21 protein-coding genes are annotated in these 19,596 nt (G+C 70.3%); 9 read left to right on the top strand and 12 right to left on the bottom strand.

The annotated features are described in order from the left end of the window. Window position 1 precedes the first annotated feature (1 nt). Together purL and PYV02_RS00705 are read right to left on the bottom strand one after the other, a co-directional pair. Window positions 2–2,284: a phosphoribosylformylglycinamidine synthase subunit PurL gene (gene purL, locus PYV02_RS00710; protein WP_275755173.1), complete on the bottom strand. Its 2,283-nt coding sequence runs from the start codon at window positions 2,282–2,284 to the stop codon at window positions 2–4. A 36-nt stretch (window positions 2,285–2,320) separates the two neighbouring features. Beyond that, window positions 2,321–3,742, bottom strand: a complete 1,422-nt coding sequence (locus tag PYV02_RS00705) for a thioester domain-containing protein (RefSeq protein WP_275755170.1) — start codon at window positions 3,740–3,742, stop codon at window positions 2,321–2,323. 83 nt (window positions 3,743–3,825) lie between these two features. Here PYV02_RS00705 and PYV02_RS00700 point away from each other — a divergent pair, with 83 nt between their 5' ends. Further along, window positions 3,826–4,686, top strand: coding sequence for a CPBP family glutamic-type intramembrane protease (locus tag PYV02_RS00700; RefSeq protein WP_275755168.1), 861 nt, complete (start codon window positions 3,826–3,828; stop codon window positions 4,684–4,686). A 15-nt stretch (window positions 4,687–4,701) separates the two neighbouring features. Here PYV02_RS00700 and PYV02_RS00695 read toward each other — a convergent pair whose 3' ends face one another. The 3 genes from PYV02_RS00695 to purS are packed head-to-tail and all read right to left on the bottom strand — an operon-like array spanning window position 4,702 to window position 6,139. Beyond that, window positions 4,702–5,169: a DUF3817 domain-containing protein gene (locus tag PYV02_RS00695; protein ID WP_275755166.1), complete on the bottom strand. Its 468-nt coding sequence runs from the start codon at window positions 5,167–5,169 to the stop codon at window positions 4,702–4,704. After that, entirely contained in the window at window positions 5,166–5,861 is a 696-nt protein-coding gene (gene purQ / locus PYV02_RS00690; protein ID WP_275755165.1) for a phosphoribosylformylglycinamidine synthase subunit PurQ, read from the bottom strand. The genes PYV02_RS00695 and purQ overlap by 4 nt, the downstream gene beginning before the upstream one ends. After that, the gene (gene purS / locus PYV02_RS00685; RefSeq protein ID WP_275755163.1) at window positions 5,861–6,139 is read right to left on the bottom strand and encodes a phosphoribosylformylglycinamidine synthase subunit PurS; all 279 of its coding nucleotides are present in this window, start codon (window positions 6,137–6,139) and stop codon (window positions 5,861–5,863) included. The genes purQ and purS overlap by 1 nt, the downstream gene beginning before the upstream one ends. A 201-nt stretch (window positions 6,140–6,340) precedes the next feature. Here purS and phnD point away from each other — a divergent pair, with 201 nt between their 5' ends. The 5 genes from phnD to PYV02_RS00660 are packed head-to-tail and all read left to right on the top strand — an operon-like array spanning window position 6,341 to window position 11,687. Then, the gene (phnD, locus tag PYV02_RS00680) at window positions 6,341–7,270 is read left to right on the top strand and encodes a phosphate/phosphite/phosphonate ABC transporter substrate-binding protein (protein ID WP_275755161.1); all 930 of its coding nucleotides are present in this window, start codon (window positions 6,341–6,343) and stop codon (window positions 7,268–7,270) included. A gap of 13 nt (window positions 7,271–7,283) precedes the next feature. Further along, window positions 7,284–8,162: a phosphonate ABC transporter ATP-binding protein gene (gene phnC / locus PYV02_RS00675; protein WP_275755159.1), complete on the top strand. Its 879-nt coding sequence runs from the start codon at window positions 7,284–7,286 to the stop codon at window positions 8,160–8,162. Beyond that, window positions 8,159–9,931, top strand: a complete 1,773-nt coding sequence (gene phnE, locus PYV02_RS00670; protein WP_275755157.1) for a phosphonate ABC transporter, permease protein PhnE — start codon at window positions 8,159–8,161, stop codon at window positions 9,929–9,931. Before phnC ends, phnE begins: the two co-directional genes overlap by 4 nt. Then, the gene (locus tag PYV02_RS00665) at window positions 9,928–11,025 is read left to right on the top strand and encodes a TIGR03364 family FAD-dependent oxidoreductase (RefSeq protein WP_275755154.1); all 1,098 of its coding nucleotides are present in this window, start codon (window positions 9,928–9,930) and stop codon (window positions 11,023–11,025) included. Before phnE ends, PYV02_RS00665 begins: the two co-directional genes overlap by 4 nt. Continuing rightward, window positions 11,022–11,687, top strand: coding sequence for a phosphonatase-like hydrolase (locus tag PYV02_RS00660; RefSeq protein ID WP_275755152.1), 666 nt, complete (start codon window positions 11,022–11,024; stop codon window positions 11,685–11,687). The genes PYV02_RS00665 and PYV02_RS00660 overlap by 4 nt, the downstream gene beginning before the upstream one ends. Window positions 11,688–11,735: 48 nt before the next feature. Here PYV02_RS00660 and PYV02_RS00655 read toward each other — a convergent pair whose 3' ends face one another. Continuing rightward, window positions 11,736–12,350: a nucleoside/nucleotide kinase family protein gene (locus PYV02_RS00655; RefSeq protein ID WP_275755150.1), complete on the bottom strand. Its 615-nt coding sequence runs from the start codon at window positions 12,348–12,350 to the stop codon at window positions 11,736–11,738. A gap of 51 nt (window positions 12,351–12,401) precedes the next feature. Here PYV02_RS00655 and PYV02_RS00650 point away from each other — a divergent pair, with 51 nt between their 5' ends. Then, entirely contained in the window at window positions 12,402–13,622 is a 1,221-nt protein-coding gene (locus PYV02_RS00650) for an MFS transporter (protein WP_275755148.1), read from the top strand. Here the strand turns inward: PYV02_RS00650 and PYV02_RS00645 are convergent. Next, window positions 13,591–14,325, bottom strand: coding sequence for an SGNH/GDSL hydrolase family protein (locus tag PYV02_RS00645; protein ID WP_275755146.1), 735 nt, complete (start codon window positions 14,323–14,325; stop codon window positions 13,591–13,593). The two genes, PYV02_RS00650 and PYV02_RS00645, sit on opposite strands and share 32 nt — an antisense overlap. 23 nt (window positions 14,326–14,348) lie before the next feature. On the opposite strand from PYV02_RS00645, the gene PYV02_RS00640 reads away from it, so the two are divergent. Beyond that, window positions 14,349–15,362, top strand: a complete 1,014-nt coding sequence (locus PYV02_RS00640; RefSeq protein WP_275755144.1) for a serine hydrolase domain-containing protein — start codon at window positions 14,349–14,351, stop codon at window positions 15,360–15,362. Here PYV02_RS00640 and PYV02_RS00635 read toward each other — a convergent pair. Together PYV02_RS00635 and PYV02_RS00630 are read right to left on the bottom strand one after the other, a co-directional pair. After that, window positions 15,359–15,685 (bottom strand): hypothetical protein, encoded by a 327-nt coding sequence (locus PYV02_RS00635; protein ID WP_275755142.1) that lies wholly within the window; start codon window positions 15,683–15,685, stop codon window positions 15,359–15,361. The genes PYV02_RS00640 and PYV02_RS00635 overlap by 4 nt on opposite strands. A 9-nt stretch (window positions 15,686–15,694) precedes the next feature. Next, window positions 15,695–16,561, bottom strand: a complete 867-nt coding sequence (locus PYV02_RS00630; RefSeq protein WP_275755140.1) for a VOC family protein — start codon at window positions 16,559–16,561, stop codon at window positions 15,695–15,697. 49 nt (window positions 16,562–16,610) lie between these two features. On the opposite strand from PYV02_RS00630, the gene PYV02_RS00625 reads away from it, so the two are divergent. Beyond that, window positions 16,611–17,057 (top strand): MarR family winged helix-turn-helix transcriptional regulator, encoded by a 447-nt coding sequence (locus PYV02_RS00625; protein WP_275755138.1) that lies wholly within the window; start codon window positions 16,611–16,613, stop codon window positions 17,055–17,057. Here PYV02_RS00625 and PYV02_RS00620 read toward each other — a convergent pair. The 3 genes from PYV02_RS00620 to purD are packed head-to-tail and all read right to left on the bottom strand — an operon-like array spanning window position 17,035 to window position 19,582. After that, window positions 17,035–17,502, bottom strand: a complete 468-nt coding sequence (locus PYV02_RS00620) for a GNAT family N-acetyltransferase (RefSeq protein ID WP_275755136.1) — start codon at window positions 17,500–17,502, stop codon at window positions 17,035–17,037. The two genes, PYV02_RS00625 and PYV02_RS00620, sit on opposite strands and share 23 nt — an antisense overlap. After that, a complete protein-coding gene (locus PYV02_RS00615) occupies window positions 17,499–18,344 on the bottom strand; it encodes a phosphoribosylaminoimidazolesuccinocarboxamide synthase (protein ID WP_275755134.1) in 846 nt (281 codons plus the stop codon). The genes PYV02_RS00620 and PYV02_RS00615 overlap by 4 nt, the downstream gene beginning before the upstream one ends. Further along, complete coding sequence (gene purD / locus PYV02_RS00610) at window positions 18,341–19,582, bottom strand: phosphoribosylamine--glycine ligase (protein WP_275755132.1); 1,242 nt, start codon at window positions 19,580–19,582, stop codon at window positions 18,341–18,343. The genes PYV02_RS00615 and purD overlap by 4 nt, the downstream gene beginning before the upstream one ends. Window positions 19,583–19,596 lie beyond the last annotated feature (14 nt).

Below are 19,596 nucleotides of genomic sequence, written 5' to 3'. Positions count from 1 at the left end.
CCTACCCGCCGACGACCGCGCCGAATGCGGCGGGAAGCGCTCCCCGGTGCGTGGCACGCAGTTCGTCGATCGTGATCGTGAACTCGTCCTGCACCTCGAGCACGCCCGAGTTCTCCGTGACGCCGATGCGCAGGAACGGCACTCCGCGCACCTCGCACACCGACTGGAACTTCACGTCGTCCTCGCGCGGCACGCTCACCAGCAGGCGTGCCGTCGACTCGCTGAAGAGCGCCGCCGTGGCGTCCACGCCGTCCCGTTGCATGATCTCGGTGATCCACACCCTCGCCCCGATGCCGAAGCGCAGCACGCTCTCCGCGAGCGCCTGCGCCAGGCCGCCGTCCGCGAGGTCGTGGGCGGATGCCGTGAGCGACTCGATCGCGGCCGCGGACATGAGGCCCGCCAGTCGCTGCTCGGCCTCGAAGTCCACCTCGGGCGGCAGTCCGCCGAGGTGCTCGTGCAGCACGCCCGCCCACGCCGAGCCGTCCAGCTCGTCGCGCGTGACGCCGAGCAGGTAGATGTTGTTGCCCTCGTCCTGCCAGCCGGAGGGGATGCGACGACCGACGTCATCGATCACGCCGAGCACCGCGACCACCGGCGTGGGGTGGATCGGCACGTCCCCGGTTTGGTTGTAGAAGCTCACGTTGCCGCCGGTGACGGGGATCTCGAGCGCGAGGCATCCGTCGGCCAGTCCCTCGACGGCCTTCGAGAACTGCCACATGACCTCGGGGTTCTCCGGGCTGCCGAAGTTCAGGCAGTCGCTGACCGCGACGGGCGTCGCCCCGGTCGCGACCACGTTGCGGAACGCCTCGGCCAGTGCGAGCTGCGCGCCGCGGTACGGGTCGAGCTGGCAGTAGCGGCCGTTGGCATCCGTCGCGACGGCGAAGCCGAGTCCCGACTCCTCGTCGACGCGCACCATGCCGCCGTCGTCGGGGAAGCTCAGCGCAGTGTTGCCCATGACGTAGCGGTCGTACTGGTTGGTGACCCAGGTCTTGTCGGCGAGGTTCGGTGAGCCGAGCAGGCGCAGCGTGTCGCCGCGCAGGTCGGTCGAGCGGGGCAGGGTCGCCGCGGTGTCGGCCTGCAGGGCGTCGATCCAGGTCGGGTAGGCGACGGGTCGCTCGTACACCGGGCCGTCGACGGCCACGGTGCGCGGTTCGACATCGACGATGCGCTCGCCGTGCCAGTCGATGATGAGCCGACCGGTGTCGGTGACCTCGCCGAGCACGCTCGTCTCGACGTCCCACTTGGCGGTCACGGCGAGGAAGCCCTCGAGCTTCTCCGGGCGCACGATGGCCATCATGCGCTCCTGGCTCTCCGACATGAGGATCTCCTCGGCGGTGAGACTGGGATCGCGCAGCAGCACCTTGTCCAGCTCGATGTACATGCCGCCGTCGCCGTTCGAGGCGAGCTCGCTCGTCGCGCACGAGATGCCGGCCGCGCCGAGATCCTGGATGCCCTCGACGAGATCCTGCTGGAAGAGCTCGAGGCAGCACTCGATGAGCACCTTCTCCGCGAAGGGGTCGCCGACCTGCACCGCCGGGCGCTTGGTCGGTCCGCCCGCACTGAACGAGTCGCTCGCGAGAATGGATGCCCCGCCGATGCCGTCACCGCCGGTGCGCGCCCCGAAGAGCACCACCTTGTTGCCCGCGCCCTTCGCGTTCGCCAGGTGCAGATCCTCGTGGCGGAGCACGCCGACCGCGAGCGCGTTGACGAGCGGGTTGGCCTGGTACACCGGGTCGAACCAGGTCTCGCCGCCGATGTTCGGCAGGCCCAGACAGTTGCCGTAGAAGCTGATGCCGTTCACCACGCCGTGCACCACGCGTGCGGTGTCCGGGTCGTCGATCGCGCCGAAGCGCAGGGCATCCATCACGGCCACGGGGCGGGCGCCCATCGAGATGATGTCGCGCACGATGCCGCCCACGCCGGTGGCCGCGCCCTGGAACGGCTCGATGTAGCTCGGGTGGTTGTGGCTCTCGATCTTGAACGTCACGGCCCAGCCCTCGCCGATGTCGACGACGCCGGCGTTCTCGCCCATGCCGACCATGAGGTTCTTGCGCATCTTCTCGCTGACCTTCTGGCCGAACTGGCGCAGGTAGATCTTCGAGCTCTTGTAGGAGCAGTGCTCGCTCCACATCACCGAGTACATGGCGAGCTCGCCGCTCGTGGGGCGGCGGCCGAGAATCTCACGGATGCGCGCGTACTCGTCGTCCTTGAGCCCGAGCGCAGCATATGGCTGCGGCTTCTCGGGGGTCGCGGCGGCGTTGGAAACGGTGTCGACGAAGGTCACGGAGCTCCAGAGTGGCGATGGCCGGATGCCTCGATCCTACCCGCGCGGTCGCCTCGCCGGTCGCAGTCGAGCGATGAGCAGCACGCCGCCGCCGAGCAGCACGAGCAGACCCGCCGTCGGGGTGAGGCCGAGGCCCGTTCCGGTGACGGGCAGCGGCGCCGTGTACCGCGTGACGACGAGCACCTGCGCTGCCGTCGCCGGCGCCGCGGGCACCGCGACGCTCGCCGGACTGATCGTCGTGATGGACACGATCGCGCGGGCCGTCGCACCGTTCGCGGTCTGCGTCACTCGACAGGTCGCGCCCGCTCGCAGTCCCGTCGCCGTGAACGACCGGTCCCCGGCCGCCGCGCCCGCGGCCACCGTGAACGTCGTCGTCGCGGGCGACGCGACGGGCAGATCGCAGTTCAGCACCAGGGTGATCTCCCCCTGGTCGCCTGCGGCGGGCCCCTCGATGCGTTGCGTCACGACCACCGAGCCCGCGGAGTAGACCGAGACCGACGCTCCCGCGCGCACCGGCAGGCTCGCCTCCTGGGCGAGCACGATCTTCTGGTAGTCGTCGGGGTCCGGATCGGCGAGGTAGACGGTGCCGACCGGGATCGTGTAGTCCAACCCGATGGAGAACGAGGCCGGCGGCGTCATCGTCTGGGCATTCGCGACCCAGAACTGCGTTCCCGGGGGTGCGGCCGTACCGACGGATGCGGGGATGGTGCCCGCGGCATCCAGGTACAGGTCGAGTCCGTCGATGGTCTGCACGGTCGCCCCGGTCGCGGAGCCGGAGACCGTGAACGGGCCGGTGAGCTCGCCGGTCGACGGCGCCTCGGCATCCGCGGGCGTCACCACGAGGGTGGGCGGGGTCGGGGGTGGGGTCGCACCACCGTTCAGGATCGCGTCGTCGACGATCGCCGCGGTGCGCGGCCGAGCCGGGTCGCCCGAGGTGAGCACGAGACCGTCGCTGAAGAACCAGATCGCCGCCTGGATCGCCCCGACCTCGGCCGTGCGCGAGCCCGGCGCAACCGCATCCCACGGGTAGTTCAGCAGGATGTAGACGATGTACGAGCTGTTCGGCACGCCCGCGGTCGTCCAGTCGGAGTTCGAGTAGTCGATGCCGGCATAGGTCGTCGTGTCCAGGTCGATGCAGAACGCGCGGCTCTCGCGCAGGGTCTGCGTGTCGCGCACGACGACGAGCGCGGCATCGGTGCCCGTGCCGCTGAACGAGCCGGCCGGGTATGCGGTGGGCGAGACCGGCGGCGCGGGCAGCCGATTGGCCAGCAGGATCGAGTCGTGTTCCAGCCCGACGACCTCGAGGTCCGCGGCGACCTGGTCGACGTCGGTGTCGGGGTCGCCGCCGGGGGTGACGACCGTGGCGCTCGCCGGCAACACCGAGGCGAGCGCGATGATGCCGCCGACCAGTGCCACCGTCAGTCCACCGGAGAGAATCGTCCGACCGCCGCGTCGCATCTACTGCCTCCATCGCTCGTACGACGAAGGTAGCGCTCGTGCGACCCCGCGGCACATCACGACGCCCCGGCTAGGCTGACCCCGTGCCCGCCGACGAGACGATCGACGCCCCGCCTCGCCCCGCATGGTCGTGGTCCCTCGTGCCGGCCGTGCTGCTGAGCGCATCGGCCCTGTTCCTGTTCGCCTGGCGCGGCACCTCCGTCGCGTCGACCCTGGTCGGCTACGGGATGCTCGTCGTCGCCCTCGTCGTCGCCTGGGCGTTCGACCGCCGGGCGCTGAGCGAAGGACTGTTCCGCGACCTGCTGCTGATCGCGGTTGGCATGGCGATCGTCTCCACCATCTCCGTCGAGGCCGACATCGGCTGGACCAACTTCTTCCTGCTCGGCGTCGTGCTCGCCGCCGCCGTGGCGGTGCCGTACCTGATCTCGCGGTTCGTGTTCAAAGACCGCATCATCCGGTTCCGCTGGCGCGGGGGCTGGCCCTGGACCCCGGTGCAGTGGGGGTACCTCGCGCTCGTGCTGTTCCTCGGCTGGCTCATCCTGCCGTTCTACTTCATCAGTTCGGGGGTCTACCTCAACTGGCCCGCGGTGACCGAGTGGCACGAGATCGGGCGCCTCTTCATCGGCGTCAACGCGGTCGGCACCTGGGATGAGCTGTTCTTCATCATCACCGTGTTCGTGCTGTTCAAGCGGCACTTCCCCACCTGGCAGGCGAACCTGCTGCAGGCGATCATCTTCGTCTCGTTCCTCTGGGAACTCGGCTACCAGTCGTGGGGCCCGCTGCTGACGATCCCGTTCGCGCTGCTGCAGGGCTGGATCTACTCCCAGACCAAGTCGCTCGTCTACGTGCTGACCGTGCACCTGCTGTTCGATGCCGTGGTGTTCCTGGTGATCGTGCACGCGCGCAACGACGGGGTCATCCCGTTCTTCCTGATCTCGCCGTAGCGGCGCTCGGGAGGGCTAGTGCGCGGAGCCGGGCAACTGTGGCGGCCCGAGCGACAGCAACACGACGAACAGCACCACCACGGCGGCCGCGATGGCGAGCACGAGCAGCACCGGGTGACGGATGAACCACCGGGCGAGCCGGTCGATCCAGACCCGGTCGCGCGGGTCATCCGTCTCGTCGCGTCGCCAATCACCGTCGAGGCGACCGGTGCGCGCGAGCCAGATCTCGACCGGGATGGTCGCGTAGGGCACGATGGCGCTGACGATCGCGACCGCGGCGACGCCCGGGTGCCAGCGCTGGTTCACGGCGAGCAGCACCGCGGTCGCGCCGTACGCCAGGAACACGAAACCGTGGATGCCACCCGCGACCGTCACGCCGAGGGCGAACCCGGTGGTCGCCCGCACGATGAGCGCGGCGATGAGCAGCGTCCAGGTGATCGCCTCGGCGATGGCGACCAGCCGGAAGAGTGCGCGGGGCGTCACGCGCTGACGAACGCGGCGATCGCGCTGGTGAAGAAGGTGAGGCCGTCCGTGCCGGAGCGCATCGCGTCCGGGGTGTCCGGTCCGAAGCCGGGTTCCACGGCATGCTCGGGATGCGGCATCAGACCCACGACGTTGCCGCGCTCGTTCGCGATGCCGGCGATGTCGTTCATCGAGCCGTTCGGGTTCACGTCGAGGTAGCGGAACACCACGCGGTTCTCGCCCTCGAGTCGGGCGATGGTCTCGGCATCGGCGATGAAGCCGCCCTCGCCGTTCTTGAGCGGGATCGTGATCTCCTGGCCCTCGGTGAAGCCGTTCGTCCACGCGGTCGAGGTGTTCTCGACGCGCATCCGCTGGTCGCGGCAGATGAAGTCGCCGTGATCGTTGCGGATGAGGCCGCCGGGCAGCAGGTGGGCCTCCACGAGGATCTGGAAGCCGTTGCAGATGCCGAGCACGGGCATCCCGGCATTCGCGGCGTCGATGACCTCGGACATGATCGGCGACCGCGCGGCGATGGCGCCGCAACGCAGGTAGTCCCCATAGCTGAAGCCACCGGGCAGCACGAGCGCGTCGACGCCCTTCAGGTCGTGCTCGCCGTGCCAGAGCGACACGGACTCGGCCCCGGCGAGACGGATGGCCCGCTGCGCGTCCCGGTCGTCGAGCGAGCCGGGAAAGGTGATGACGCCGATGCGCATCAGTGCGTCTCGCCCGCGGCGACGGACTCGATCTCGGCCTGGTGCACGCTCACGACGTCTTCGATCACGGTGTTGGCGAGCATGTCCTCGGCGAGTTCACGCACCTCGGCGAGAAGCGCCTCGTCGACGGGGCCGTCGACCGTGAGCTCGAAGCGCTTGCCCTGCCGCACGGCGCTGAACTCGCTCTTGCCGAGACGCGCGAGGGCACCGGCAATGGCCTTGCCCTGCGGGTCGAGCAGTTCGGCCTTGGGCATGACCTCGACGACGATGGTGGGCACGTGACTCCTTCGCGGGGTGTGCTCACTAGTTTACGCGGCCCGGTCGGTGTCGCGTCCCCGGCGGCCCTCGGTGCGCTCGCGTGGCTCGCTGTTCGGCTGCCGTTCACTCGGCGCTGCGTTCGCGGACACATGCCCCGCTTAGCTTCGGTGCGTCCTGCTCTCACCGTCGGCCAGCCGCCGACACTCACGAAAGGTTCTCCCTTGAACATTGCATCCAAGCGTCTGCTGAGCGTCGGCGCTGCCGCGCTCGTGCTCGGCGCCATGACCGCGTGCGCCGCGACGCCGGCCGACGACGCCACCGCGGACGCGGGCACCTTCGCGTCGGGCGACGAGAGCACGCTCGTCTTCGGCGTCGTGCCCGACACCGAGTCGACCCAGAACAACTGGGAGCCGCTCGCTCAGTACATCGAGATCGTCACCGGCAAGACGGTGGACTACTTCGAGGCGGCCGACTACACTGCGCTCATCGAGGCCTCCATCGCCGGCAAGGTCGACGTCGCCGCGTTCTCGGGCTTCACCTACTACGCCGCGAACAAGAACGGCGCCGAGGTCACGCCGTTCTCGGCGGTGGTCACCGGTGAGCTCACCGAGCCCGGCTACTACTCGGTCGCCGTCGCGAACCCCGAGTCCGGCATCACGACGCTCGAGGGCTTCGCGGGCCAGAACACCTGCTTCGTCTCGGAGACCTCGACCTCGGGCTACCTGTTCCCGAGCAAGGCGCTCCTCGAGGCCGGTGTCGACCCGTCCGCCGACCTGACCCCCGTCTTCGCGGGCAAGCACGACGCGTCGGCCGAGAAGGTCGTCGCGGGCAGCGAGTGCACCGTGGGCTTCGCGGAGGACGCCGTCGCCGACCCGCTGATCGAGGAGGGCAAGCTCATCGAGGTCGCCCGTGAGCTCGTCCCCGGCCCGCCGATCGTCTACTCGAACGCGCTCCCGCAGTCGGTGATCGACGCGCTGGTCGCCGGCCTCTCCGACGTCACCCTCGAGGAGATGATCGAGGCCGGTGTGGTGGTCGACGACGTCGCCGCCGCGAAGGACTGGATGTCCGCGCTCAAGCCCGTCGACGACGCCTACTACGACCAGATCCGCGAGCTCTGCACCGAGCTGCCGTCGGTCGAGTCCTGCCAGTAAGGAACATCGCATCATGACCGTCAGCGACACTCCCGTCGTCGAGATCCAGCACCTGGGCAAGACCTACCCGGGCGCCGCCGATCCTGCACTCCAGGGGGTGTCGCTGACGGTCGAGCGCGGCGAGGTCGTCGTGCTCCTGGGGCTCTCGGGCTCCGGAAAGTCCACCCTCCTGCGGCACATCGACGGGCTCGAATCACCGAGCACCGGCACCGTCCGCGCGCTCGGCCAGGATGTTCCGGCCCTGCGCGGCGCCGCCCTGCGCGCACTTCGCGGCCGCATCGGCTTCATCTTCCAGCAGTTCGAGATCGTGGGCCCCCTCACCGTGCTGGAGAACGTGCTCACCGGGGCCCTGGCGAAGCTGCACGCGCCCCGGCTCGGCGTCTTCAGCTATCCGAGCTCGCTGCGCCTCAAGGCGCTGGGGCACCTCGACCGCGTCGGTCTGCTCGAGCGGGCCTATCAGCGCGCCGACACGCTCTCCGGCGGACAGCAGCAGCGCGTTGCCATCGCCCGCGCGCTCATGCAGGACCCCGAGATCCTGCTCGCCGACGAACCGGTCGCCTCGCTCGATCCGGAGTCGAGCAGCCAGGTGATGGCCCTCATCCGTGAGATCGCCGCCGAACGGTCGCTCACGGTGATCTGCAGCCTGCACCAGGTGGACCTCGCCCTCGGCTGGGGTGACCGCATCGTGGGCCTGCGTGCGGGCAGCGTCGTGCTCGACACGCCCACCCAGGACCTCGGCCGCGACCAGGTCATGGAGATCTACGGCCGCGTCGCGACCAGCACCACCGAGCTGACCGCGATCGAACTCGAGCTCGCCGATGTTCGCACGCAGATGCTGACCGAGGAGCTCCAGCGGGAACTCGAGCACGACCCCGACCAGGATCAGCGGTGACCGACCTCGCGGCGCGCGTCGCGGCCGTGCGCCGCCCGCCGCCGAAGCCCGCGACGGTCGTCTCGGTGGTGACCCTGCTCGTGCTGCTCGTGCTCGGCGTCGTGTCGTTCTCCGGGCTCGGGTTCTCCCTGAGCTCGATGATCGACAGCCTCGACAACATCCCGCAGTTCGTCGCCCGCGCCACCCCTCTCGTGTGGCCCGGCTGGCGCTACGACCGCGAGTCCGCCTCCCTGGTCTGGGAGGGCTGGGCCGGCGTCGGCGAGTTCTGGGGCGCGGTCGGGATGACCCTCGGCATCGTCATCGTCGGCACCTTCATCGCGGCCCTCATCTCCATCCCCGTGGCGTACGGCGCCGCGCGGAACACGACGCCGCATCCGGTCGTGATGATGCTCTGCCGCGGACTCGGTGTGGTCTCCCGGTCGATTCCCGCGATCGCGTTCGTGAGCATCTTCGTCTTCCTGTTCTCGCTGGGACCGCTGCCCGGCATCCTCGCCTTCGCCCTGCACTCCATCGGCATGATCTCGAAGATGTTCGCCGACGCGATCGAGCAGATCGACGAGGGACCGCGGCTGGCCATCCGCTCCGCGGGCGGCTCGAAGGCCCAGGAGTTCTGGGCGGGCGTCGTGCCCCAGGTGTTCCCGGCCTGGGTCGCGGTGGGATTGCATCGCGCGGATATCAACCTGCGCGAGACGGTCATCCTCGGCTACGTGGGCGTCGCCGGCCTCGGGCTCGAGCTCTCCAACGCCATCCACGCGCTGAACTACCGTCGGGCGATCCCGATCGCGTTGACCATCATCGTGCTCTGCATCCTGTTCGAGATCGTCTCGTCGGTGGTGCGGTCCCGTCTGCTCGGTGTGCGGCCGACCGGCAAGGGCATGGGCGACACGATCGTGCGCGCCGCGGCCCGCAGGTCGACGTCCATCGCCGCGGCCATCCGCAAGCCCGGGGTCGAGGAGGATCGCGGGGCCGCGATCCAGGCGGCGATGAAGCGGCCGTGGACCGGCGAACGTTTCGGCGCGACCGTCTCGATCTGGATCGCCGTCGCGGTGCTCGCCGGCAGCTTCGTGGCCTCGCAGGCCCACTGGTCGGATCTCTTCACCTTCTGGAGCAATCTGCCGATCCTGCTCGCCAAGGACAACCTGTGGCCGCCGACCTTCGGCATCTACAGCCTCGACGACGTGATGGGCGCCATTCTGGTGACCTTCCAGGTGGCGTTCGCGGCGACCCTGATCAGCGCGGTGCTCTCGGCGCTCTTCGGCACCCTCGCGGCGCGCAACGTCGCCCCCGGTCCGATCGTGCGCAACACGTTTCGCGGTGCGCTGCTCGTCATCCGCGGCATCCCCGAGCTCATCCTGGCGATCCTGTTCGTGATCGTCTCGGGTCTCGGCGCGCAGGCGGGCACGTTGGCATTGGGCATCGGCGGCATCGGCCTGCTCGGCAAGCTCATCGCCGACTCGCTCGAAGAGGTGCCCCACGGTCCGGAGCGGTCGATCATCGCCGTCGGCGGCACGCGACCTCAGGTGTTCTTCGCGTCGACCCTGCCGATGAGCATCCCCGCATTCGTCGGGCACCTGCTCTATCTGCTCGAGCAGAACGTTCGAGCGGCCACGCTGCTCGGCATCGTCGGCGGTGGCGGCATCGGTCTCTACCTCTACGACTCGCTGCGGGTCTCCAAGTACGACCAGGTGACCGCCTTCCTGCTGCTGATCATCGCGCTCGTGCTGCTCATCGAGGGTGCTGCGATGCTCATCCGGCGAGCGCTGAAATGACCGGCGGGGGATACGACCTCGCGGTGGTCGGAGCCGGGATCGTCGGGCTCGCCCACGCGGACGCGGCGCTGCGGCGAGGGCTGCGGGTCGTCGTGATCGAGCGATCGACCGAGATCGTCGGGTCGAGCGTGCGCAACTTCGGACACGTCGGCACGGGGATGCATCGCGGCGAGGCGGGCGAGTACGCCGCGCGAGCCCGCGCGCTCTGGATCGATCTCGCAGAGCGGTGCGGGTTCTGGATGCGGCAGAGCGGAGCGCTCGTGGTCGCCCGAGCCGAGGACGAGCTGGCGGTGCTCGCCGAGTCCGGTGCGGGCCCGCTGCTGACCGCCGCGCAGGTGTCGGACCTCGCACCGGTCATCGGCGCCGTCGGGGGGATGCGCAGCGAGCTCGACCTGCAGGTCGACCCCCGCGCCGCCGCGCCCGCGATCGCCCGCCACCTCGCCGACCGTGGCGTCGACTTCCTGTGGCGCACGACCGCCCTCGGCGTCGAGAGCGGAACGGTGCACACGAGCCGCGGCGAGGTTCGCGCGGAGTGCATCGTGGTCGCGACCAACTTCGATGTCGACCAGCTGTATCCGCAGCTCGCGGAGCGGCACGGTGTGGTGCGCTGCTCCCTCGACATGCTGCTGGCCGACGGCGTCGGCCTCGAACTGCCGGTGCTCACCGGTTCGTCGATGCTCCGGTACTCGGCGTTCGCGTCATCCCCGTCGGCGACCGACGTGCGTCAGCGGTTCGAGCGCGATCATCCCGAGCTCATCGAGCACGACATCAACCAGATGTACACCGAGCGGCCGGACGGCACCCTCGTCGTCGGCGACACACACGTTCGGGCGGTCACCGTCTCGCCCTTCCAGGACGAGGCCGCGTTCGGCGTGCTGGAGCGGATCACGGCCGAGCTGTTCGGCAAGCCCGTGCGGATTCGGCAGCGGTGGCAGGGCGTCTACGCCTCGGCCCCGCAGGACTTCCTGGTGGAGCGGCCGGCCGACGGCGTGCGCGTCGTGGCGGTCACCACCGGGATCGGCATGACGACGGGGCTCGGTCTGGGCGATCGGGTCGTCGCGGAACTGTTCTCGACCACAGAAGGAGCACCATGACATCGCAGTTCGAACTCGTCGTGTTGGACATGGCAGGCACGACCGTCGTCGACGACGGCCTCGTGGAGAGCGCGTTCGCTCGGGCCTGGGATCGGGTGAAGGCGACCGAGGACGGTAGAGAGGCGGCGCTCGATCACGTGCGCGCGACCATGGGCCAGTCGAAGATCGAGGTCTTCCGGGCGCTCGCCGACGAAGAGACGGCGCAGGCGATCAATGCCCAGTTCGAGGCGGCATTCCGCGAGCTCATCGACGAGGGGCGTTGCGAACCCATCCCCGGCGCGGAGGAGGCCATCCGGTCGCTGCGCGCCCGTGGTCTGAAGATCGCGTTCACGACCGGGTTCTCCCGCTCGACGGCGGATGCGATCCTCGCCGCGCTCGGCTGGACCGATCTCGCGGATGTCGTGCTCACCCCCGCGGACGCCGGGCGCGGTCGTCCCGCCCCCGACCTGGCACTGACGGCACTGCTGCGGACGGCGACCAGTTCGGTGGCCGCGATGGTCACGGTCGGAGACACCGAGTCCGACGCCGCGAGCGGCCGCGCCGCCGGGGCCGGGCTCGTGGTGGGCGTGCTCACGGGCGGACGTGAGGAGTCGGCCCTGGCGAGCGCCGGCGCCGACATCGTGCTCCAGAGCGTCGCCGATCTTCCCGCGGCGTTGCCCTGAGGCTGGGCCCCAGAGGGAGGATGGTCGCGGGGCGCCCGACGGGCTGCCTTACGGGAACTCGATCACGTGGTTGGCGCGGCCCGCGCTCGCCGCGATGAGCCGCGCGTTCGTCTCGTCCGGCCCGAGAGCCCAGGCCCGGGCATCCGTCTCGCTCTTGCCGTAACGTACGTGCCGCGCGATGAGTCGATCGTGACGGATGCCGTCATCGACGCGCACGAAGAAGCTCACGTCGATCAGTGGTGCGACCCGCTCCCACCCGCCGGAGTCCAGCAGCAGGTAGTTGCCCTCCACCACCACGGTGCGCACCGATGGCGCGATGGTGATGGCGGCATCCACCGGCTCCTCGATCTGCCTGTCGAAGCCGGGCGCCAGCACCGTCGCGTCACCACGCACACGCGCGAGCGTCTCGACGAAGGCGTCGATGTCGAAGGTGTCCGGAGCCCCCATCCGCTCGCGCCGGCCGAGGGCGATGAGGCGGGCCTGCGGCAAGTGGAAGCCGTCCATCGGGAGGAGCGCCGCGGCGTCGAGCCGTTGCACGAGCTGCTCGGCGATCGTCGACTTGCCGGCGCCGGGTGGCCCGGTGATGCCGATGATGCGGCGGGCGGCGGGCGGTGCACCACAGAGCTCGTCGGCGACGGCGGCAACCGAGCGGAACGTGGCCATGCCCACACGCTACCGGCGGGGCGCTCGCCGGCGACGGGGGAGAATGGGTCGGTGACCACCGCGACAGCCGACACCGCCGTCCAGCGCCGCATCGTCGGAGTGCTCGTCACGGGGCAGGTGCTCGCCGGGCTCGGGCAGGGCGCCACCCTCGCGATCGGTGCCGTGATCGCCGCGGAGATCGCCGGGCCGGCGCTCTCCGGCGCCGCCGCGACCTCGAGCACGCTCGGCGCGGCGATCGCCGCGATCCCGCTCGCGCGGCTCGCCCAGCGACTCGGTCGTCGCCCCGCGCTGGCGACCGGCGCGTTCACGGCGGCGCTGGGATCGATCCTCACCGTCGTCGGTACCGGGCTGGTCTTCTTTCCGCTGCTCGTCGTCGGCTTCGCCATGCTCGGCGTCGGCACCGCGGTCGGTCTGCAGGCCCGGTTCGCCGCGACGGACGTCGCCGCGCCCGCCCGCCGCGGTCGGGATCTCTCGCTCGTCGTCTGGTCGACCACGATCGGTGCCGTGATCGGCCCGAACCTGTTCGGTCCGGGCGAGCTCATCCAGCACGCGCTCGGACTGCCGACCCACACCGGCTCGTTCGTGATCGCGATCGCGGCCCAGCTGCTCGCGGCCGCGCTGTATGTCGCGGCGCTGCGGCCCGATCCCCTGCTGCTCGCGAAGGGCCGCGAGGTCGAACTCGCACCGGTCGCGGATGCCGGGGTCGTGCGAGGCCGCAGCACGCTGGTCTTCGCCATCGGCACGATCGCGGTCAGCCATGCGGTGATGGTCTCGATCATGTCGATGACGCCGGTGCACCTGACCAGTCACGGGGTCGGCATCTCGATCGTGGGGCTGACCATCAGCCTGCACGTCGCCGGCATGTTCGCCCTCTCGCCGGTGTTCGGCTGGGCGAGCGATCGCGTGGGACGCATGCCGGTGATCATCGCCGGGCAGGCGATGCTCGCGGCCTCGGTGGTCGTCATCGGCCTGGCCGAGCAGAGCGACGTCGCGGTGACGGTGGCCCTGGTGCTGCTCGGACTCGGCTGGAGCGCTGCCACCGTCGCGGGATCGGCGCTCGTCTCCGATCTCGTCACCGGAGCGACACGGGTGCGGGTGCAGGGTCGCACCGACACGATCATGAGCCTTTCGGGTGCGCTCGGCGGCGCGAGCGCCGGTCCCGTGCTCGCCCTCCTCGGCTACTCGGGGCTGGCCTGGGCCGCCGGCGTGCTCGTGGTGCTCGTCGTCGCCGCGGCGCTGGTCATGTGGCGGCCGGTGGCAGCGATCCGTTGAGCGCGGCATCCTCGATCGCGAAGCGGGCCCAGTCGCGGTAGCCCTGGGCGCTCGGGTGGAACAGGTCGCTCGCGAAGAACCCGGCCGTGTACGGTGGCGGCTTCGGCGACATCGTCGCGTTCGGAGTGGCGTCCATGATCGCGCGGGCGGCATCCTCGAGGCTGCGCGAGTGCAGCGCGAGGTTCCAGCGCAGGGGGTTGGGCAGCAACTCGAAGCGGTGGAACGCGGGCAGCGACGACATGATGATCGTGGCCTTCGGGTTCGCTTCGCGCAGCCTCGCGACGATGGTGCGGATGTCGCGCGCGAACGCCCCCCGCGAGCGGATGCCGAGCGCATCGTTCGCCCCCACGCTGAGAAACACGAGGTCGACCGGAGCCGAGGTGGCCTCGTCGAGGTAGTCCGTGATGAGGTCGCGAGCGGTGGCGCCGTTGCGCCCCACCGCGCGCCACTCCACGCCACGGCCGAGTCGTGCGGTGAGCTCCCGGGCGAGGGCACCGGGCAGCGCGTCATCCTGGGTGTCGGCACCGACTCCGGCCGCCGTCGAGTCACCGAGCACGAGCAGCCGCAACGGCCGCGGACCGGGCAACGCGCCCTGCCACGGCGGTGCGGCATCCGGCAGCCGGGGCGTGTCACGGCGCAGCCGGCGGGCCTGCGCGATGAGCACCGGGCCTGTCGGGACGATGGCGAGCCGACTCAGCAGCATGGCACTCAGGCTATCGTTGCGGCATGGATACGAACGGGCTCGACGACGTTCTGGCCGAGCACGAGTTCAGCGGTGCGGTGCTCATCCGCAAGGGCAACGCGACCCTGTACGAGGCCGCGACCGGGTTCGCGACACCGCGGTGGGAGGTGCCGAACACGCTCGACATGCGGTTCGACACGGCATCCATCACGAAGCTCTTCACCGCGGTCGCGGCCCTGCAGCTCGTGGGCAAGGGCGAGCTGGACCTCGAGACCTCGATCCATCACTACGTCGACCTCGAGGGCACGCAGATCCCGGTCGGGGTCACGTTGCTGCACCTGCTGACCCACACGAGCGGCATCGCGGACGACGCCGACGAGGAGGCGGGCGAGCGCTACGAGGACCTGTTCCTCCAGGTGCCCAACTACTCGATCGTCGAGACGAAGGACTTCCTGCCCCAGTTCGTGCACAAGACACCGCTGGCCGAGCCGGGCACCGTCTGCCGCTACAACAACGTCGGCTATGTGCTCGCCGGCCTCGCCATCGAGCGGGTCACCGGGTTGCCCTACCGTCAGGTGGTCTTCGACGAGGTGTTCACGAAGGCGGGGATGCTCGACTCCGGCTTCTACGATCGCCGCGACGCCGCGCCCCGCGTCGCCGAGGGCTGGGACCGTCGCGACGACGGCACCTGGTTCTCGAACATCTACAGCTCCCCGCCGATCGGCTCCCCGGAGGGCGGCGCGCAGACCACGGTCGGCGACCTGGTGCGGTTCATGCAGGCCGTGCGCGGGGGCGAGCTGCTCGACGCCGAGTGGACCGAGGAGTTCTTCGTGCCGCAGGTCGCGCACGACGAGACGGTCAGCTACGGCTTCGGGCTCGAGTTCGACCTCGAGGACGACGGCACGGTGCGCTCGTACTACAAGGACGGCATCAACGTCGGCGCGTCCGGCATCCTGCGTCACTACGTGGATGCCGGGCTCGACATCGCGGTGCTCTCCAACTCCGAGGAGGGGGCCTGGCCCATCATCCAGGAGCTCGACGAGCGCCTCGGGGGTTAGCGCACCTTCGTCCACCCGTTGCGGGTGAACAGCTCGCCGAGCGTCGCCTTCACCCGCAGCTGGGACGGCTTGTGGCCGGTGAGCCCGCCGCGCTTGGCCGCGTTGTAGATACCGCCGGCATCCCACGACGGCGTTCGCGGGGTCGGCCGTGACGACTTCACCGCGAGAAAGCGGAAGGTGTGCGCCTTCTCGTCGAGCTCGGCGACCACGAAGGGCTCGTCCGCGACGGTCGCGGTGACGGTGGCGCCGTCCACGCTGTAGGCGACATCGTCGGTGGTGAGCGCCTGCACGTGCGTGGCGAGCTGGGCGAGGGTGGCTGACATCATCCCAGCCTAGCCAGCCACCACCCGGATCAGATTCGCCCACGGGTCGTCGAAGCTCACGGTGCGCCCGTCGTCGCGCACCTGGATGCCGTGGTGCCCGAGCCGTTCGGTCAGCGCCCCGAGGTCGTCGGTGCTCGGCACCGCGATGTCGATCTGCCCGAGTCCGAGCGCGGGCAGCCGGGGACCTGCGCCGGCACTGTTCCACGTGTTCATGGCCATGTGGTGGTGGTAGCCGCCGGCGCTGACGAACAGCGCCTGCGGCCCGTAGGCGGCGGTCTCGTCGAAGCCGAGCCGATTCACGTAGAACTCGCGGGCGCTCGGGATGTCGCCGACCTGCAGGTGCACGTGCCCCACCCGCGCCCCGCCGATCACGGGCTCGGCGACGGCCGCCTCGGTGAGGTTCTGCTGCAGAAACGCGTTCGGGTCGAGGTAGAGCGTGCTCATCTCGACCGTGCCGTGCGCCCAGCTCCAGGCGCTGCGCTCACGGTCCCAGTAGAGCTCCACCCCGTTGCCCTCCGGATCGGTGAAGTAGAACGCCTTGCTCACCAGGTGGTCCGAGCTGCCGGTGAACGTGTTCGGGAACTTGCGGGCAACCGAGTAGACCGCGGCGGCGAGCGCCTCCTCGGTGTCGAAGAGGATGGCGGTGTGGAAGAGCCCGGCGTCCCGTGGGCTGGCGTGCCGCAGTTCCGGGGCGTGCTGCAGGATGACCACCGGTGTCGTGCCGCGACCGAGGGTGACCGTGTCGGCGGTTGCGGTGAGCACCTGCAGGGCCACGGCATCCCGGTAGTAGGCGGTCATCGCGTCGAGGTCGCCGACCTTCAGGGTGACCGGGCCCATGGCGGTGTCCGCGGCGAGTTGGTGCGTGATGTCGTTCATGTCGGATTCAACTTAGTTGAGAGTTCAAGTATTCCGCTACGCTCGGATCATGTCCGAACTCACCGCCGCGCAACAGCGTGCGTGGCGTGCGCTCGTGATGGCGACCCACCGTCTCGACGAGGCGCTCGACCGGCAGTCGAGGCGGGACGGCGGCATTCCGCACGCGTACTACAAGCTGCTCGTGTTCCTCTACGAGTCCGGGGATCGACGGCTCGCGATGTCGCAGCTCGCCGTGCAGCTGGGCTACTCGCCGAGCCGCCTGGCGCACGCGGTGGCGAGCCTCGAGCGCTCCGGCTGGGTGCGGCGGGTGCGCTCCACCGAGGATCGGCGGGTGCAGTTCGCCGAACTCACCGCCGAGGGCGCCGGCATCGTGCGCGCGGTGACGCCCGGTCAGGTCGCCGAGGTGCGTGAACCCGTGCTCAAGGCGCTGTCGGCCGCGGATGTCGCGGCCCTCGAACGCATCGCGACCGCGATCACGCGGGCGCTGGAGGCGTGAACCGCTTCTCGTAGCAGACGGACGAGGGCTCGTCGGCGTAGTACCCGAAGTTCGGGATGCGCACGTAGCCCTCACGCTCGTAGAACCGCATCGCGTCGGGTTGGCGGTCGCCGGTCTCCAGCACGAGCCGGTCGTAGCCGCGGCCGCGGGCGGTGTGCTCGAGCCGGGCGAGCACGGCCGAGGAGACGCCGGAGCCGCGCGCGGCGGGGCGCACGAACATCCGTTTCACTTCCGCGTGGGAGGCATCGAGTTCGCGCAGCCCGCCGCAACCGAGGGGTTCGCCGTCGCGGTAGGCGACGAAGAACGCGCTCACGTCGTCCGCGGAGGGCGCCGGGCCCGGCTCCGAGTCGGGCGTGCCGTAGCGCGCATCGATCTCGGTGCGTTGCTCGGCCCGCAGCGTGACGGCGTCGGGATGCGCCCAGGGCACCTCTCGCACCTCGATCACGCGGTGAGCCGCTCGATCAGCTCCCGGTAGCGCGCGGCGGTCTGTTCGACGATCTCCTGCGGCAGCCGGGGCGGCGTGCCCTGCTTGTCCCAGTTGGCGGCGAGCCAGTCGCGCACGATCTGCTTGTCGAAGCTCAGGCCGCGCCGCCCGGCGTCGTACTCGACGGCATCCCAGTACCGGCTGGAGTCGCTCGTGAGCACCTCGTCGCCGAGGGTGAGCTCGCCCGTGGCCGGGTCGTCGCCGAACTCGAACTTGGTGTCGGCGAGGATGATGCCGCGGGCCTCGGCGATCGCGGAGGCCCGCGCGAAGATCGCGAGGGACCGGTCGCGCAGCGCCTCGGCCGCGGGTGCGCCCACGATCTCGGCGGCCCGCTCGAAGGAGATGTTCTCGTCGTGCTCGCCCATCGGGGCCTTGAAGGCGGGGGTGAAGATCGGCTCGGGCAGCCGGTCGCCGTCCTGGAGGCCCGCCGGCAGCGCGATGCCGCACACGGTCTGCTGCTCGCGATACTCGGCCCAGCCGCTGCCGGTGAGGTAGCCGCGCACGACGCACTCGATCGGGTGCATCTCAAGACGCTTGACGAGCATGGCGCGGCCCGCGAACTCGACGGGGACCTCGACGCGCTCGACCACCGGGTCGACGAGGTGATTGGGCACCTCGTCGAGCTGCGCGAACCACCACAGGCTCAGTCGCGTCAGCAGCTCGCCCTTGCCCGGGATGCCCGGCTCGAGCACATGGTCGAACGCGCTCACCCGATCACTGGCCACCATGAGCACGAGCTCGGGGTGCTCCGCGTCGGAGTAGAGGTCGCGCACCTTGCCCGAGTAGCTGTGCTCCCAGCTCACTCGGCGACCCGCAGCGCGATGTCGGTGCGGTAGTGGCCGCCCTCGAGGTGGATGGCGTCCAGCGCCGTGTAGGCCTTCGCGCGGGCGACGGCGAAGTCGGCGCCGGTCGCGACGACGCTCAGCACCCGCCCGCCCGTGGCGAGCACCTTGCCGTCGACGATGGCGGTGGCGGCGTGCGCGATGGTCACGTCGCCGACGTTCTCGAGCCCGGTGATCTCCCGGCCCGTGATCGGGTTGTCGGGGTAGCCCTCGCTGGCGAGCACGACCGTCACGGCGACGTCGTCGCTGAATCGGGGGCGGGGCAGCGCGCCGAGCCCGCCCGTCGCGGCCGCGAACAGCAGGCCCGAAAGCGGTGTGATCAGTCTCGGCAGCACGACCTGCGTCTCCGGATCGCCGAAGCGGGCGTTGAACTCGATCACGCGCACGCCGCGCTTGGTGATGATGAGCCCGCAGTAGAGCAGCCCGATGAACGGGGTCTGCTCCTCGGCGAGCTTGCGCACCGTCGGCAGCGCGATCGTCTCGATCACCTCGTCGACGAAGCCCTCCGGCAGCCAGGGCAGCGGCGAGTAGGCGCCCATGCCGCCGGTGTTCGGACCGTCGTCACCGTCGAAGGCGCGCTTGTAGTCCTGGGCGGGGGCCAGCGGGAGCACGTCGTGACCGTCGCTGAGCAGGAACAGCGAGACCTCCTGGCCGGCGAGAAACTCCTCGACGAGCACGGGGCCCTGCTGCAGCCAGTACTCCGCGTGGGCGAGCGCGGCACCGCGGTCCGCCGTGACGAGCACGCCCTTGCCGGCGGCGAGGCCGTCCGCCTTCACCACGTAGGGGGCGCCGTACTCGTCGATCGCCGTCACGGCCTCGTCGAGGGTGCCCGCGCGGGTGGCGCGACCGGTGGGCACGCCCGCGTCATCCATGATCCGCTTCGCGAAGGTCTTGCTGCCTTCGAGGGCCGCCGCCGCCTTGCCGGGGCCGAACACGGCGATGCCGCGGCGGCGCAGCGCATCGGCGACACCGGCGACGAGTGGGGCCTCGGGGCCGACCACGACGAGCTGGATGTCGTTGTCCATCGCGTAGTCGGCGACGATGGTCGGATTCGTGGGATCGAGGGCGATCACCGGCACGACCGCGGCGATGCCGGCGTTGCCGGGGGCCGCGATGATCTCGTGCTCGCCCTCCTCGCGCAGCAGCGCGGTGACGATCGCGTGCTCGCGGGCACCGGAACCGAGAACGAGGATACGCACGGGTTCAAGACTAT

Source organism: Antiquaquibacter metalliresistens, from assembly GCF_029211225.1.
GTDB classification, from domain to species: domain Bacteria; phylum Actinomycetota; class Actinomycetes; order Actinomycetales; family Microbacteriaceae; genus Rhodoglobus; species Rhodoglobus metalliresistens.
Note: the sequence above shows the minus strand (reverse complement) of the source record. Positions and strands in the feature narration are given on the sequence as shown.